General features: G+C 68.2%; 12 protein-coding genes. 5 read left to right on the top strand and 7 right to left on the bottom strand.

What is annotated here, in order from left to right:
* The first annotated feature begins 53 nt into the window (after window positions 1-53).
* The 3 genes from AC5P9F_RS16410 to AC5P9F_RS16400 all read left to right on the top strand — a co-directional run bounded on the left by AC5P9F_RS16410 (window position 54) and on the right by AC5P9F_RS16400 (window position 2,079).
* Window positions 54-260, top strand: a complete 207-nt coding sequence (locus AC5P9F_RS16410; protein WP_005410590.1) for a cold-shock protein — start codon at window positions 54-56, stop codon at window positions 258-260.
* 103 nt (window positions 261-363) lie between these two features.
* Window positions 364-1,632 (top strand): FAD-dependent oxidoreductase, encoded by a 1,269-nt coding sequence (locus AC5P9F_RS16405; protein ID WP_043035435.1) that lies wholly within the window; start codon window positions 364-366, stop codon window positions 1,630-1,632.
* Window positions 1,633-1,809: 177 nt separating this feature from the next.
* Window positions 1,810-2,079, top strand: a complete 270-nt coding sequence (locus AC5P9F_RS16400) for a hypothetical protein (RefSeq protein WP_024958257.1) — start codon at window positions 1,810-1,812, stop codon at window positions 2,077-2,079.
* A 1-nt stretch (window position 2,080) separates the two neighbouring features.
* Here AC5P9F_RS16400 and pdeM read toward each other — a convergent pair whose 3' ends face one another.
* The 4 genes from pdeM to AC5P9F_RS16380 are packed head-to-tail and all read right to left on the bottom strand — an operon-like array spanning window position 2,081 to window position 7,770.
* Entirely contained in the window at window positions 2,081-2,722 is a 642-nt protein-coding gene (gene pdeM / locus AC5P9F_RS16395) for a ligase-associated DNA damage response endonuclease PdeM (protein ID WP_012480965.1), read from the bottom strand.
* Window positions 2,712-5,171: a ligase-associated DNA damage response DEXH box helicase gene (locus AC5P9F_RS16390; RefSeq protein ID WP_076739748.1), complete on the bottom strand. Its 2,460-nt coding sequence runs from the start codon at window positions 5,169-5,171 to the stop codon at window positions 2,712-2,714. The genes pdeM and AC5P9F_RS16390 overlap by 11 nt, the downstream gene beginning before the upstream one ends.
* Window positions 5,168-6,775, bottom strand: coding sequence for an ATP-dependent DNA ligase (locus tag AC5P9F_RS16385; protein WP_076739749.1), 1,608 nt, complete (start codon window positions 6,773-6,775; stop codon window positions 5,168-5,170). Before AC5P9F_RS16385 ends, AC5P9F_RS16390 begins: the two co-directional genes overlap by 4 nt.
* On the bottom strand, window positions 6,772-7,770 hold the full coding sequence (locus tag AC5P9F_RS16380; protein ID WP_005414211.1) for a ligase-associated DNA damage response exonuclease: 999 nt from the start codon (window positions 7,768-7,770) through the stop codon (window positions 6,772-6,774). Before AC5P9F_RS16380 ends, AC5P9F_RS16385 begins: the two co-directional genes overlap by 4 nt.
* A 113-nt stretch (window positions 7,771-7,883) precedes the next feature.
* On the opposite strand from AC5P9F_RS16380, the gene AC5P9F_RS16375 reads away from it, so the two are divergent.
* A complete protein-coding gene (locus AC5P9F_RS16375) occupies window positions 7,884-9,521 on the top strand; it encodes an acyl-CoA dehydrogenase family protein (protein ID WP_076739751.1) in 1,638 nt (545 codons plus the stop codon).
* A 236-nt stretch (window positions 9,522-9,757) separates the two neighbouring features.
* On the opposite strand, the gene AC5P9F_RS16370 is transcribed toward AC5P9F_RS16375, so the two are convergent.
* From AC5P9F_RS16370 to AC5P9F_RS16360, 3 genes are all read right to left on the bottom strand, one after another.
* Window positions 9,758-10,168, bottom strand: coding sequence for a hypothetical protein (locus AC5P9F_RS16370; protein ID WP_005410582.1), 411 nt, complete (start codon window positions 10,166-10,168; stop codon window positions 9,758-9,760).
* Between the two features lie 157 nt (window positions 10,169-10,325).
* A complete protein-coding gene (locus AC5P9F_RS16365; RefSeq protein ID WP_005410581.1) occupies window positions 10,326-10,667 on the bottom strand; it encodes a hypothetical protein in 342 nt (113 codons plus the stop codon).
* Window positions 10,668-10,791: 124 nt separating this feature from the next.
* The gene (locus AC5P9F_RS16360) at window positions 10,792-11,967 is read right to left on the bottom strand and encodes a thiolase family protein (RefSeq protein WP_005410580.1); all 1,176 of its coding nucleotides are present in this window, start codon (window positions 11,965-11,967) and stop codon (window positions 10,792-10,794) included.
* A 183-nt stretch (window positions 11,968-12,150) separates the two neighbouring features.
* Here AC5P9F_RS16360 and AC5P9F_RS16355 point away from each other — a divergent pair, with 183 nt between their 5' ends.
* Window positions 12,151-14,997 (top strand): autotransporter serine protease, encoded by a 2,847-nt coding sequence (locus AC5P9F_RS16355; RefSeq protein WP_012480961.1) that lies wholly within the window; start codon window positions 12,151-12,153, stop codon window positions 14,995-14,997.
* The last annotated feature ends 8 nt before the right edge of the window (window positions 14,998-15,005 follow it).

The raw sequence follows: 15,005 nt of genomic DNA, 5'->3' as shown, positions 1-15,005 counted from the left end.
GTGCGCGGGTTCAGCGTACACCACCCATTCATTGCATAAGGTCTCGCATCACCATGCCGAACGGTACCGTCAAGTGGTTCAACGACGCCAAGGGATTTGGCTTCATCTCGCCGGAGGATGGCAGCGCCGACGTGTTCGCGCACTTCTCCGCCATCAACTCCAAGGGCTTCCGCAGCCTGCAGGAAGGCCAGCGTGTCACCTATGACGTGACCCAGGGCCCGAAGGGTGCCCAGGCTTCGAACATCACGCCGGCCGAGTGATCCACTCGACAGTGCGTTGAAAACCCCGCTTCGGCGGGGTTTTTTTTTGCGCGGCGTGCCCGCGGCCGGTTCGCGGTCCACCCGCCTCGGGCACAATGTGGCCATGACGGAACGACTGCGTATCGCCGTGATCGGCTACGGCACCGCTGGACAGGCGGTGTCCATCCTCCTCACCCGTGACGGCCACGAAGTGGAGATATTCGAACGCGTGCCGACGCCGGGACCGGTGGGTGCCGGTTTCCTGCTGCAGCCCAGCGGCCTGCAGGTGCTGTGGCAGATGGGCCTGCTGGATGCGGTGCGCGCGCATGCCGCGCCGGTGCACCGCCTGTATGGCGACACGCCATGCGAGCGCGCGGTGATGGACATGCGCTACGACGGTCTGGATGCGCGCCTGCATGGCCTGGGTATGCAGCGTGGGGCGTTGTTCTCGCTGTTGGACCAGGCGCGCGCGGGGGCAGGCAATCTGCATGCGGGCGTCACCATCGCCGCCGTGGATGCCGAGCAGGGCCGCCTGCGCGACAGCGAAGGGCGCCTGCATGGCCCGTTCGACCTGGTGGTGGCCGCCGATGGCGCGGCCTCTACGCTGCGCAGCACCATTGCCGGCGGTGCCGGGCTGGACCGCGTGTATCCGTGGGGAGCGCTGTGGTGCCTGTTGCCGGCCGAAGACTGGCCGCATGTGCAGGAGCTGCGGCAGCGCTACGTGGCCGCGCGCAAGATGATCGGCCTGTTGCCGGTCGGCACGCGCCCCGGCGATGACACGCCGCGCCTGAGCTTCTTCTGGAGCCTGCCACGCACCGACTTCGAGCGCTGGCAGGCCGATGGCATGACGCCCTGGCTGGACGAGCTGCATGCGCTGTGGCCGCAGGCCAGTGCGCGCTTCGCCCACCTGCGCGATGCCGGCCAGCTGGCGCGCGCGGTCTATCGCGATGCAGTGATGACGCGCTGGCACCAGGGCCGCATGGTGCTGGCAGGTGATGCGGCGCACGCGATGAGCCCGCAGCTGGGACAGGGGGTGAACATGGCGCTGCTCGATGCGCTGGCGCTGCGCGATGCGGTGCGCACGCATGGCGGTGGTGCCGCTGCATTGCAGGCCTACCAGGCGCAACGCAGGGCCCACGTGGCGGTCTACCAGCGCTGGAGTCGCTGGCTGACGCCGCTGTTCCAGTCCGATCGCGATGCCTGGGCGAAGACGCGCGACGTGCTGCTGGGCCCGATGGGGCGCCTGCCGGGAGGCCGTGGCCACATGCTGCGCGTGCTCAGCGGCACGCAGCAGGGGTGGTTCGGTTCGCTTACGCTGGATCCGGCCTTCATCGACGCATTGGCGACGACGATGGAAATACCTCGCAGCAACGCGATCACGGCCAGCGCGTGAAGCGTGCCGTCACGTGAATTAACGGTTGCCTCACCGCGGATGTGCGAGAAGTAGGTTGCACGCGACTGCGCGTCGCCCGTTTTCCTTTCCGTGATCAACATCGCGCGTGGCTCGGGCAGCGCTGCTGTTGCGGCCTGTTGCGGCCCAGACGTGCCGCTTGATGAAGAGGAGGACGCCATGTTGTTCGCGGTCGAAGAGCTGGAATCGGAAATCTGCAAGCTGCGTGGACTGCTGCAGATGCTGCACGAGGACCAGCCCGACGTACTGGAGGATGTATTCGAGTTCCATGTCGGCAGCCTGGTCAGCCATGCGTCGCCGGAACACCACGCACGCATCCGGACCTGCGCGCAGGAGATGCTGGCGGCAATCCAGGCCTTGCCGCGGCGGCGTGAGAATGACACCCCTGATTTCCAGTTGATGCCGCAGCTGGGCATTGGCCCGGCCTGAGTCAGGCGACGGGCAGTTCCACCAGTCCGCTTTCCACGCAGGCGATCATCTGTTCGCCGCGGGCGGGGGCAGGCACGATGCCTGCAGTGAATGCGGAGAAGGCCGGCAGGACCGTCATCCGGTCACGCAGCCAGAACGCGGGGAAGCGCCGTCGCAGTGGCCTCAAGGCAACCTGCGGGTGCAGATGCCCGGCGATCACATGCAGCGCCGCATCGGGCATCGGCTCATGCCGAAGCAGGAACGGCCGCAGTCGTACTTCATCGTGGATCTGGACCTGCAACTGCGCATGCGGCAGCTGGCGGTCGTGATTACCGCGCAGGACATGCACGTCCAGCGAAGCATTGCGTTCACGCCATCCCAGCCATTGCTGGTACCACGCAGCGCGATGCGCCGGCCCATGCAGGATGTCGCCCAGGATCCACAGCTCGCGGCAGGCATGCAGGTCCAGAAGCCGCTGCAAGCGTTGCAGGTCTTCGCCGGTGCCGCCGCTGGGCAACGCGATGCCGGCGCGACGGAACACATCGGCCTTGCCCAGGTGGAGGTCTGCGATCAGCAGTGCCTGCCGCGCGGGCCAGTACAGCGCACGCGCGCCCACCAGGACCACGGACTCACCAGCAAGCAGCAGCGGCAATTCATCGGTCATGGCGGCGCTCCAGTTGCTGGGCCGCGCGCTGCACGCGCATACGCCAGTCTTCATTGCTGAACTGACCGCGCAGGCGTTCGGCCCACAATGGAAAGCCCAGCGGCGTGAGTGATGACGGTCGCTGCAGCGACAGCTGCTGCGTGCCGATCCGCTCCAGTACCTGCTGCACCCCCGGCAGGTCGAGGCTGTCATACAGCACTTCATGTTCCGCCAGCGCCAGCAGCAGGTGTTCCGGATCGTGCTCGCGCAGCACGTCGTACAGCAGGCCCGCGGACGCCTGCAGCTGGCGCAGCGACCGTGGCATGCCACCGGGCAGGCTGGGCACCAGCAGGCCTGCTACGCGTGCGATGCCCCGGAACTGACGTCGCGCCAGCTCGCCCAGGTTCACTGCCTCGCGCAGATCGGCCAGCAACCGGTCATTGCCGAACAACGCACGCCATTGCGCCTCATCCAGATCGATCGGCCGCGCCGGCGCCAGCACCAGGCCATGATCGTTCACCGCATAGCCAATGCTGTTGCGTTGCTGGCGGGTGCAGCGCAGCGCCAACAGCGCGGCCAGTGCCTCGTGTACGTGGCGGCCGGCAAAGGGGTAGACGAACATGAACTGGCCTTCGCGGCGCCGCACCTCTTCCACCAGCAGGTGCTCTGGGCCGGGAAGCGCCGACAGCTGTTGCTGCAGTGCCAGCAACGGTGACAACCAGCGGGATTCGGCACTGTCGTCGGCGCCGGACAGCACCCACTCCAGCTCACGGCCGAGTGGCATCGACAGCGGCAACTGGCCTCCCTGCCAGCGCGGCACCACACCATCACCGCGCCCTCGTGCCAGCCGCACGAAAGCGGTCATGTCGCGCAGCTGCACCAGTTCCAGCAGGCGCCCGGCGAACTGGAAACGGTCGCCGCGACGCAGGCGGCTGGCGAACTGCTCCTCCACTGCACCAAGCCCGCCACCGCGCAGGAACTGCACGCGCACGCTGCCATCGCTGCTGATGGTGCCGATCGACAGGCGGTGCCGCAGCGCCTGGCGGCGATCGTGCATGCGGTAGCTGCCATCGGCATCGCGCACGACCTTGTGGAAATCGGGGTACTGCGCCAGCGCCTGCCCACCCTGCACGATGAAGTCCAGCACGGCCCGCCATTGTTCATCGCCCAGCGTGGCGAAGGCATGGGTGCGACGCACCTGCGCCAGCAGCGCATCACTGTCAAAGCCGCCAGCGAGGGCGCGGCTGACCGCATGCTGTGCCAGCACGTCCAGTGACAACGTCGGCGGTCGACGCGCTTCGACCACGCCTTCGTGCAGTGCGCGGCGCACCGCTGCATATTCGGCCAGTTCCAGTGCGTGGCTGGGTATGCAGACGATGGCCCCCTTGGCGCCGGGACGATGGCGTGCGCGCCCGGCGCGCTGGCGCAGCCGCGCCACGCCCTTGGGGCTGCCCAGCTGCAGTACCTGTTCAACCTCCGGGAAATCCACGCCGAGGTCGAGGCTGGAGGTCGCCACCACGCAGCGCAACGCGCCTGCGCGCAGGCCGTCTTCCACCTGCTGCCGCAGTGCTGGATCCAGCGAGCCATGATGCAGTGCCAGCGTGTCCGCGTCTTCCGGCCATACCGCCGCCAGCGCCTGGTGCCACAGCTCGGCCTGCGCGCGGGTGTTGGTGAACAGCAGGCTGCTGCGTACGGCCATCAGTGCGTCCAGCACGCGCGGCAGCTGCGCCAGGCCGAGATGCCCCGCCCAAGGGAAACGTTCACCGGGTTCCGGCAGCAGGCTGCGCACGCTGATCGCGCGCGGACGAACGCCCTGTACGATCGGTGCATCCTGTTGGCCAGGCAGCAGCACGTCGCGGGCCTGCGGCAGGTTGCCCAGCGTGGCCGACAGTCCCCAAAGCTGCAGGGAAGGAGCGGCGTCGCGCAGCACCGCCAGGTTCAGCTGCAGCAGGACGCCGCGCTTGTTGCCCAGCAGTTCATGCCATTCGTCCACCACCACGCAGCGCAGCTGGCGCATGCGTGGCAGTGTGTCGGGATAGCTCAGCAGCAGTGCCAGCGATTCCGGCGTGGTCACCAGTACGTCGACGCGGCCTTCGCGGGCCTGCCGGCGCTCGCGGTTGCTGGCATCGCCGCTGCGCAGGCCGACCCGCCAGCCCAAGCCCAGCCCGTCGATCACTGCCTGCAGCGCACGTGCGGTATCACTGGCCAATGCCCGCAGCGGCGTCACCCACAGCACCTGCAGCGGCCGCACCGCGCTGGCCCGGCGCGGTGCCGACGGTGGATCGAGCATCGCCTGCAGCAGCGGGCCGCCGAACATGGCCAGCGTCTTGCCGCTGCCGGTGGGGGTGTGCAGCAGCCCGGAGTCGCCCGCCAGATAGTGCCGCCACATCGTGCGCTGGAACGGCAGTGAGCGCCAGCCGCGCGCAGCGAACCAGTCTTCCAGCCGGCGCAACGCCTCGCGGCGGTTCATCGCGCCAGCGCCTGCAGCGTGGCCAGCTGGTCGGCTTCGGCGGCGGGCTTGTCGTGGCGCCAGCGCAGGATGCGGGGAAAGCGCACGGCGATGCCGGATTTGTGCCGGCTGCTGCGGTTGACTGCCTCGAAGCCCAGTTCAAACACCTGTTCGGCACGCACGCTGCGCACCGGGCCAAACCGTTCACGGGTGTTGGCGCGGATCCAGCGATCGAGGGCCAGGATTTCCTTGTCATCCAGGCCCGAATAGGCCTTGGCCACCGGCACCAGCGTATCGCCGTCCCAGACGCCGAAGGTGTAATCGGTGTACAGCGTGCTGCGCCGTCCATGGCCGGCCTGCGCGTACAGCAGCACGGCATCAATGGTCAGGGGGTCGACCTTCCATTTCCACCAGTCGCCGCGCCGTCGCCCTGACTGGTAGGCGGACGTCCGGCGTTTCAGCATCAACCCTTCCACGCCCCGCTCACGGGCGGCCTCCCGCAACGTGGCCGCCTGCAGCCAGTCTCCAGCGGGTACGTCGGGCGACAGCTGGATGCGTGTATCGCCCAGGGCACCGATGACCTCGGCCAACTGTGCACGCCGTTGCCGCAGTGGCAGCCCGCGCAGATCCTCGCCATCGCGTTCAAGCAGGTCGTAGGCAAGCACGCGTACCGGGGTGTTGCGCAAGGTCGCTGCACCGGGCTTGCGACGCTGGATGCGGGTCTGCAGCGCGGTGAAGGCGCGCGGCAGGTCGTCGCTCTCGTCCCAGGCCAGCAGTTCTCCGTCCAGCACGCAGCCGTCGGGCAGCGCCATCGCGGCCTGTTCAATTTCCGGGAAGCGGCCATCCAGCCGTTCCTCGCCACGTGACCACAGCGCCACTTCACCGCGTCGGCGCAGCAGCTGCAGACGGATTCCATCCCACTTCCACTCCAGCAGCCAGTCTTCGACCGGACCCAGCCGTTCGCCCGGTTCGCCCTCCAACGGTGAGGCCAGGAAGAACGGGTACGGCTGCTGCCGGTCCAGTGGCAGTTCATCCGGCGACAGCAGCTGCCCCAGCAACGCGGGAGAGGGCACCCACTCGCCGAGCATGCGCTGGGCGATGCGCGCGATGTCCAGGCCGGACCATTCTGCCAGCGCCTGCTGCACCAGCCGTTGCGAGACACCCACGCGCAGCGCGCCGGTGAGCAGCTTGTTGAACACCAGGCGCTCGCCGCTGCACAGCTGCCGCCAGCCGGCGACGACCGCCGCACGGCGCACCACTTCGGGCTGGTTGGCCACCGCCAGCAGATGCTGTTCGATCCAGTCCGACAACGGCCGGTCGGCGGCGGGATGCAAGGGGTCATCCAGCAGCAGTGTCAGTGTTTCGGCCAGATCGCCGACCTGAGCGTAGCTGTCTTCCACCAGCCAGGCGGGCAGTCCGGATTCCTCGGCAATCCAGATGCGCAGCTCACCACTGGCGGCGATCCTGCGGCGTGCGCCGCCGACCTTGCCGCCGCTGAGCAGATACAGCGCCCACGCCGCATCGTGCGCCGCTGCGTGGCGGAAGTAGTCGACCAGTGCGGCGCGCTTGTCCAGCGTCGCAGTACTGCGGTCCAGGCGCTGGTAGAGCGCGGCGAAGGCCTTCATTCCTCGCTCCCGAAGTCGGTGCGAAAGGCTTCAGCCGCCACGCCGCGCTCGCGCAGGAACGGAATCAATGCATCGGTATTGCCATGGGTGGCGATGACCCGCTGCGCGCCGGTCTGTTCGATGGTCTGCAGCAGCGCGGGCCAATCAGCGTGATCGGAAATGACGAAGCCCCGGTCGACGTTGCGGCGTCGCCGGTTGCCGCGCAGCTGCATCCACCCCGAGGCGAACCCCAGTTGATGCGGCCCGAAGCGGCGCATCCACGGCGTGCCTGCGGCCGAGGGTGGGGCCAGGATCAACTGGCCGGCGGCATCGGGTTGACGCCCCTGTTCGGCGACGGTGAGCGTCTCCAGCATCGGGATGTTGGCCTGCCGGTAGACCGACACGCCATTGGCGATGGCGCCGTGCAGCCACGCGGGGCGGTCGTCCAGTGGCAACAACTCGGCCAGCACCCGCTGCGCCTTGCCGAGTGCATAGCACAGCAGGATCGCCGCTTCGCCACGTTGTTCGCATTCGCGGCGCCACGCCACGATCTCTGCGGCGACCGCCGGGGTGTCCGGCCAGCGATAGATCGGCAGCGCGAACGTCGCTTCGGTGATGAACGTATCGCAGGGCACCACTTCGAAGGGCGTGCAGGTCGGGTCGGGTTGGCGCTTGTAGTCGCCGGACGCCACCCACACCCGTTCACCATCGTCGATGCGCACCTGCGACGAACCGAGCACATGACCGGCCGGATGCAGCGATACCTGCACCCGGCCCAAGCGGAACGGCACCCCCTCGGCGTGCGCCTGCACGCCAACATCGCCCAGCCGCCAGCGCAGGATCGGCAGGCTTCCTTCGCTGCAGTGGTATTCGCCCATGCCCGGGCGCGCGTGGTCGCCGTGGCCATGGGTGATGACCGCGCGCGGCACCGGGCGCCAGGGATCGATGTGGAAATCTCCCGCGGCGCAGTACAGCCCCTCCGGACGCAGCACCACCAGATCGTCATTGCCTTCCATGCGGCCACTGTGGCCTGCGCTTCGTGCAGGCGGTGAGAACCGGCCTGAACACGGGCTTGGCGGGGCATGCGGCACAATCGGACCGCATACCTCTTGCCGCCAGGATGGACCGGATGAGTGGACCCAGCTTCAGCAGCAACGCGCCGTTTGAAACCCATGTGGTGCTGAACCAGCCGCCACCGTTCGCGGGACGCCAGCTGTGGACCGACGATGTGGCGTTGGCGGAGGCGGTGCATCGCGAGGGTGCCGGTGCCTTAGCGCCACGCCTGGCCGTGTACGGAGCCTTGGCCGGCGACGAGCTGTACCGGCTCGGCTTCGATGCCAACCGTGATCGCCCGCAGCTGCGTACGCACGATGCGCAGGGCCACCGCATTGATACGGTCGAGTTCCACCCTGCGTACCACCAGCTGATGTCCGCAGCGAAGCAGCATGGCGTGGCGGGTTTGTCCTGGCACGAGCCGCAGCCCGGCGCACACGTCGCGCGTGCGGCGCTGAGCTACCTGCACCACCAGGCCGAAGCCGGCACCAGTTGCCCCTTGACCATGACCCATGCGGCGGTGGCAGTGCTGCAGTCGCAGCCGCACCTGGCCGAATGGGCGCGCAAGGCCGCCGCGCCGGTCTATGACCCGCGCGACGTGCCGGTGGCGGACAAAAACGGCATCACGCTGGGCATGGGCATGACCGAGAAGCAGGGCGGCTCGGATGTACGTGCGAACAGCACGCGCGCCGAGCCGATCGATGGCGAACGTTACCGCCTGGTCGGCCACAAGTGGTTCTTTTCCGCGCCGATGTGCGATGGCTTCCTGGTGCTGGCGCAGGCGCCGGGCGGGCTGACCTGCCTGCTGATGCCGCGCCGGCTGGCCGATGGCGACCGCAATGCATTCAGGCTGATGCGGCTGAAGGACAAGCTGGGTGACTGGTCCAATGCGTCCAGCGAGGTCGAGTTCTGTGGCGCGCAGGCATGGCGCGTGGGCGAAGAAGGGCGTGGCGTGGCGACCATCATCGGGATGGTGATGATGACCCGCCTGGACTGCATGCTGGGTGCGGCCGCGGAGATGCGCATGGCGCTGGCGCAGGCGCTGCATCATGCACGCCATCGGCGCACCTTCGGCAAGCTGCTGGTGGAGCACTCGCTGATGACCAACGTGCTGGCTGATCTGGCGCTGGAGTCGGAAGCGGCCACGGTGTTGGCGATGCGCATCGCACGCGCGGTGGATCGTGCCGGTGTGGATGCCAATGAAGCGGCGATGGCGCGGTTGGGGACGGCGCTGGGCAAGTACTGGCTGTGCAAGCGTGCGCCGGCCTTCGTCAATGAAGCGCAGGAATGCCTGGGCGGTGCCGGCTACGTGGAGGAGTCGATGCTGCCCCGACTGTACCGGCAGGCACCGTTGAATTCGATCTGGGAGGGCAGCGGCAACATCCAGTGCCTGGATGTGCTGCGTGCGCTGGCGCGTGAACCGGAGGCGATGGCGGCGTTGCGCGGTGAGCTGGCGTCGGTGGCTGACCGTGATGCGCGCTATGCAGCAGCATTGCAGCGTTGGGCAGCGGCGCCGCCACCGGAGGAAGCGCAGGCGCGGCTGTTCTGCGAGCGCACTGCGCTGCTGCTGCAGGCGGCGCTGCTGCTGCGTGCGCGCAGTCCGATGGCGGAGGCGTTCGTGCGTAGCCGGCTGGAAGGGGAGCATGGGTTGGCGTTCGGGACGCTGCCGGCGGGGCTGGAGCTGACGGCGATGCTGGCGCGCGCGCTGCCGTAGGGGCGGCCCACGCCGGCTCTCGACACCTACGCTGACAGATTTTCATCAGATAAGGCTCGGGCGCGCCATCCATGGCGCTTACGCCCCTGCGCAACCTACCCGCGCGTCCTTGGACACTTTCCGTGGGCGCACACCACGGAATCAACAGAAGAAGCAGGGAGCGAAAAGCAGAAAAGCCGCGGCAGTGCCGCGGCTTTTCCTGTAGCGCCGAGCCGGTGCTCGGCTGCCGGTAGGGCTTAGTGCTTGGCTTCTTCCTTGGCGGCGTTGGCCTTGGCGTCATTGGCGACATCGCGGGCCTTGTCGGCGACCTTCTGCGCGGCGTCGGCGGTGGCGTCGCTGGCGTGCGCGGCGGCGTCGGTTGCGGCGTCCTTGGCCTTGTCGGCGGCGTTGGCAGTGGCGTCTGCGGCCTTGTCCAGCGCCTGCTGGGTATCGGCGGCGGCCTGCTCGGAAGCGGCGGCGGTCTTGTCGGCGGCTTCGCGGGTGGCGGCAGCAGCCTTGTCGACGGCGTCGCGGGCGGCAGCGCCGGCGCTGTCGGCCGCCTGCTGCGCGTCCTGCTTGGCCTGTTCGGCTTCCGGGCCCTTGCAGGCGGCCAGGGCCAGCAGCAGGGAGGCGGCCAGCAGGGTGGTGGTGATCGGACGAATCTTCATGGCGGTCTCCGGCACTGCAATGGATGGGGACGCCAGCCTATTCATGCCGTTGTGAAGACCGGGTCGCGATGCAGGGGCTTGATCGCCGGCATCCACGCAAAGAAAAAGCCGCTGGCGAACCAGCGGCTTTTCCAGAACAGCGTGAAGAAAGAAGTTATTACTTCTTGGCTTCTTCAGCAGCGTCCTTGGCCTTCTCAGCGGTGCCTTCAGCAGCCTTGGCAGCGTCAGCAGCAGCGCCGGCAGCAGCGTCGGTGGCAGCACCGGCGGTCTGGGCAGCGGCGTCGGTGGCGGCGTCAGCAGCGGTGGCGGCGGTGTCAGCGGCCTGCTGGGCAGCGTCGGCGGTCTGGGCGCCAGCAGCGGCGGCCTGGTCGGCAGCAGCCTGGGCTTCGGTGGCGGCTTCGTTGGCCGAAGCAGCGGCGTCCTGGGCAGCTTCCTGCTTCGAGCAGGCGGCCAGGGCCAGAGCCAGGGACATCGCGACCAGCAGCTTGTTGATGCTCATTGTGTAAATCCTCGTCGTTAGAATTAGGCAACGCGCATGCTGCGCGCCGACAACATGATGACAAGCCAAGATTGGGTGTCAAGCGATCCCGCATTCATTTTTGCGAAATCATCGTTAAATCTTTTTAAATCAATTCGATGGCGATTGCCGTTGCTTCGCCGCCGCCGATGCAGAGGGTGGCAATGCCGCGCTTGCCACCACGCGTGCGCAGAGCGTTGACCAGCGTCACCACAAGACGTGCGCCGGAGGCACCGATGGGGTGACCCAGTGCGCAGGCGCCGCCATTCACGTTGAGCTTGTCGTGAGGGATGCCCAGTTCGCGCATCGGGGCCATCGCCACCACGGCAAAGGCTTCGTTGATTTCGAACAGATCGACTTGGTCCAGCGACCAGCCGGTCTTGCCCAGCAGCTTGTGCAGCGCGCCGATCGGCGCGGTGGTGAACCACTCCGGTTCCTGCGAGTGGGTGGCGTGGCCGACGATGCGGGCCAGTGGCGTGATGCCTCGCGCGGCGGCATCCTCTTCGGTCAGCAGCACCACCGCGGCGGCACCGTCGGAGATGCTGGAGGAACTGGCGGCGGTCACGCTGCCGTCCTTCTTGAAGGCCGGACGCAGGGTCGGGATCTTGGCGATGTCCGAGCGCCCCGGCTGCTCGTCGATGGCGACCTCGACCTCACCCTTGCGGGTGGCTACCTTCACCGCGACGATCTCGTCGGCGAACGCACCATTGGCCTGGGCAGCCTGCGCGCGCTTGACCGACTCGATCGCATAGGCGTCCTGCTCTTCGCGGCTGAACTGGTACTTGTCCACCGCGCACTCGGCGAATTCGCCCATGGCCTTGCCGTCATAGGCGTTGACCAGGCCATCGTGGGCCATGTGGTCGACCGCCTGGAAGTTGCCGAAACGGTTGCCGGTACGGGAGTTCGGCAGCATGTGCGGGGCGTTGGACATCGATTCCATGCCGCCGGCGACCACGATGCTGGCCGAGCCGGCCTTGATCAGGTCATGGCCGAGCATGATGGTCTTCATGCCCGAGCCGCACACCTTGTTCAGCGTGGTGGCACCGGCCGACAGCGGGATGCCGGCGGCGATCGCCGCCTGGCGGGCGGGCGCCTGGCCGAGGTTGGCCGGCAGCACGCAGCCCATCAGGACTTCGGAAACGTCGCTGGCCGGGACACCCGATTGTTCCAGCGCGGCGGCGATGGCTGCGGCGCCGAGGGTCGGGGTCGGCACGCCGTTGAACTGGCCGAGGAAGGAGCCGATGGCGGTGCGCTTGGCGGCGGCGATGACGATGTTGGACATGGCAATCTCGTTGATGCGTAAGCAATGTTCGGAAAGGAGACCGGAGGCCGTTGGATGCGCCCCGGTTTCCCGGCAGACTGCGTGGGGGTCGGCCCAAGTATAGAGGGTCGGGGAGGGCTGCCGCTGTGCGGCGCCGAACGCCTGCCGGGATGAAGGCAGGCCAACGTTCACGGGAAGGAATCGATGGAGCGAACGATGATGGTGAGGTCTGTGCTGGCAACCGCGCTGGCGATGGCGCTGACGGCCTGTGGTGGAGGCGGCGGAGGCGGCAGCAACGTGCGCGTCGACCCGCCCCCGACCACGCCGACACCTCCAACCACGCCTCCGCCGACGACACCACCGCCGGCCAAGCCGCAGGAGCCGGCCTTTGACGCGCATCTTTCAGTCACCAACGCGCGTGCCGCACAGGCCGCCGGCCTGACCGGGCAGGGCGTGCGCATCGGCATCGTCGATTCGGGCGTGCAGCGCAACGCGGTGGCCTTGAATGGTCGCGTGCTGGCCAACTTCAATTACATCGATCCCGCCAGGAACAACCTGGCGGTTGATGACGTGGTCGGGCATGGCACCGCCGTGGCCAGCCTCGCCGCCGGCGCAGCAGTGGGGACCTGGCCGGGCGGTATCGCGCCAGGCGCCCAGATCGTCTCGGCAAGAATCATTTCCGACAAGCCGCCGACCGACGACGGCAGTGGCCAGGGCAATGCCTTCAGTGGGCCGCTGGGCGTGGCCCAGGTCCACCAGGACCTGATCAGCTACAACGTGAAGGTGATGAACAACTCGTGGGGCGGCCTGTACTGGACCGATCTGCCGACCACCGCGCAGGTAGCCGCCGAATACCGGCCGTTCGTGATCAACCACGGTGGCCTGGTGGTGTTCGCCGCCGGCAATGACGGCCGCAGCGAGCCGAGCAGCCTGGCCGCGCTGCCCAGCCAGAAGGGCGTGGCAGGCACGCTTCCGGCGGCCGATCTGGAGCGCGGCTGGCTGGTGGCCACGGCGGTGGACCCGTTTACGCCGGGCGCGCTGGCCAGCTATTCGAATGCCTGCGGCCAGGCGGCCCGCTACTGCCTGGCAGCGCCGGGCAGCGCGGTCTACCCGGATGCCAACGGTGGCAGCTACTACTGGAACTACGGCACCTCGTTCGCCGCGCCGCTGGTCTCCGGTGCGGCGGCGCTGGTCTGGCAGCGCTTCCCCTACTTCAACAACGATCTGGTGAGGCAGACCCTGCTGGGCACTGCCAAGGACATCGGTGCGCCTGGCGTGGATCCGGTGTTCGGCTATGGCCTGCTCGACATCGGTCGCGCGATCAACGGTCCCGGCCGCTTCGACTGGGGCGATGTGGTTGCCAACGTTGATGCCGGCTCGACCAACTCGATGTGGAGCAACGACATCACCGGCAGCGGTGGCCTGGTCAAGCAGGGCGGAGGCAAGCTGGTACTGGCCGGCAACAACAGCTATTCCGGCGCCACCCGCATCGAGCGCGGCATCCTGACGCTGCAGAACGGTGGCGTGATCCGTTCAAATGTGACGATCCTCGCCCAGCCCGACCCGGACTCCACCGGTCTGCAGTTCAACGGTGGCACGCCGCGGGTGATCGGCAATGTGGTCAACGGCGGCAGCGTGTTCCTCACCACCGGCAACACCACCGGCACCATCGAGGGCAACTACACCCAGCAGCCCGGCGCGCAGCTGATGATCGCGCTCGGTGCCAACGCACTTCAGGTCACCGGCAACGCAACGATCAATGGCGGTGTGCGTGTGCACGGCTTTGTCTCCGGCTATGTGCCGCAGAACGGAACGCGCCAGGACCTCATCCACGCCGCGGGTGGCCTGAACGGTACCTTCAGTACCCAAGCCACTTCCACCGGCCTGCAGGGGCTGACCCTGGTGGCACCCACGTATGGCTACGACAGCAACAACGCCTGGTTGAACGTGAACCAGGTCAGCGTCACCGCCGCAGCCAGTGGCCTGAGCGCCTCCGCACAGGCCGCAGCGCAGCGCCTGGAAGGCGCATTCGCAGTGCTCGACGGCAACACCGGCCTGCAGGGATCGCCCTTCGGTACGGCAGCCGGTGCGCTGCAGTGGGCCGGAGGCGGCCAGCAGGGCCTGGCCGACAGCCTGCAGAGCCTGTCCGGCCAGGCGCATGCCCGCGCCGAGGCTGCCACCTTCGACAGCATCGACATGTCGCGGCGTGCGATTGCCGAGCGCTTCGATCGTGTACAGGCCACCCCGCGCCTGCGCGGGAGCTGGCAGAGCGCGCTGGGTGAGGCGGGGCAGGGCAGCTTCGCCGGCAACGCCGCCGACAGCCGGGGCTGGATGGCCGGCCAGGATCTGCCGCTGGGCGGCAACGGCCTGATGGGCGTCGCCTTCGGCGAGACCCGCAGCAATGGTGGCAGCAGTTTCGGCGGTGATCGCGGCCGTGACCGCCAGGCGCAGGCGCAGTTGTACGCTGGCTGGAGCCTGGGGCGTGGCTATGCGCTGGCCCAGTTCGGCAGTGGCCAGTTCACCCGCGCGCTGGATCGCCAGCTGCTGCTGGGTGCGGGCGCCTACGGTGTCTCGGCGCGTTACGGCGGGCGTTTCAGCAGCGCCAGCGTGGAAGGCGGATATCGCCTGGGCCGCGCAGGCGCTTCGTTGACGCCCTACCTCGGTGCCAGCACCACGCGTGTCGATACCGATGCGTTCAATGAGCTGGGCGGTTTCGGCTTCGGCCTGCGGGGTGATGCCACCCGCGCGCAGCGCAGCCAGATGCTGGCCGGCGTCCGCGGCGAGCGGGGCTGGGGGCGTTGGAACCTGCGCGGACACGCCGAGTGGCAGCAGCGGCTGGACGGCGGTGACGCCGATTGGCAGGCCAGTTTTGTCGGCGTGGATGCCTGGGCGCCGCTGGCAGGCTGGAATGCGCCGCGCGGCAGCGCGCTGATCGGCGTCGCGCTGGAATCGTGGTGGGGCCGCAATGGCCGCTTGAGCCTGGGCTTCGACCAGCGTATCGGTGGCGAGGGCGCGCGGCAGGCTGCGTTGCGCTACAGCACCGGGTTCTGAGCAATCGG

This window comes from Stenotrophomonas sp. YJH_SMC_4, assembly GCF_059371575.1.
Note: the sequence above shows the minus strand (reverse complement) of the source record. Positions and strands in the feature narration are given on the sequence as shown.

Bases quoted from the DNA above. Each gene is read 5' to 3' on its own strand.
- AC5P9F_RS16410 (WP_005410590.1), top strand. From the start codon at position 54: ATGCCGAACGGTACCGTCAAGTGGTTCAACGACGCCAAGGGATTTGGC.
- AC5P9F_RS16405 (WP_043035435.1), top strand. From the start codon at position 364: ATGACGGAACGACTGCGTATCGCCGTGATCGGCTACGGCACCGCTGGA.
- AC5P9F_RS16400 (WP_024958257.1), top strand. From the start codon at position 1,810: ATGTTGTTCGCGGTCGAAGAGCTGGAATCGGAAATCTGCAAGCTGCGT.
- pdeM (WP_012480965.1), bottom strand. From the start codon at position 2,722: ATGACCGATGAATTGCCGCTGCTGCTTGCTGGTGAGTCCGTGGTCCTG.
- AC5P9F_RS16390 (WP_076739748.1), bottom strand. From the start codon at position 5,171: ATGAACCGCCGCGAGGCGTTGCGCCGGCTGGAAGACTGGTTCGCTGCG.
- AC5P9F_RS16385 (WP_076739749.1), bottom strand. From the start codon at position 6,775: ATGAAGGCCTTCGCCGCGCTCTACCAGCGCCTGGACCGCAGTACTGCG.
- AC5P9F_RS16380 (WP_005414211.1), bottom strand. From the start codon at position 7,770: ATGGAAGGCAATGACGATCTGGTGGTGCTGCGTCCGGAGGGGCTGTAC.
- AC5P9F_RS16375 (WP_076739751.1), top strand. From the start codon at position 7,884: ATGAGTGGACCCAGCTTCAGCAGCAACGCGCCGTTTGAAACCCATGTG.
- AC5P9F_RS16370 (WP_005410582.1), bottom strand. From the start codon at position 10,168: ATGAAGATTCGTCCGATCACCACCACCCTGCTGGCCGCCTCCCTGCTG.
- AC5P9F_RS16365 (WP_005410581.1), bottom strand. From the start codon at position 10,667: ATGAGCATCAACAAGCTGCTGGTCGCGATGTCCCTGGCTCTGGCCCTG.
- AC5P9F_RS16360 (WP_005410580.1), bottom strand. From the start codon at position 11,967: ATGTCCAACATCGTCATCGCCGCCGCCAAGCGCACCGCCATCGGCTCC.
- AC5P9F_RS16355 (WP_012480961.1), top strand. From the start codon at position 12,151: ATGGAGCGAACGATGATGGTGAGGTCTGTGCTGGCAACCGCGCTGGCG.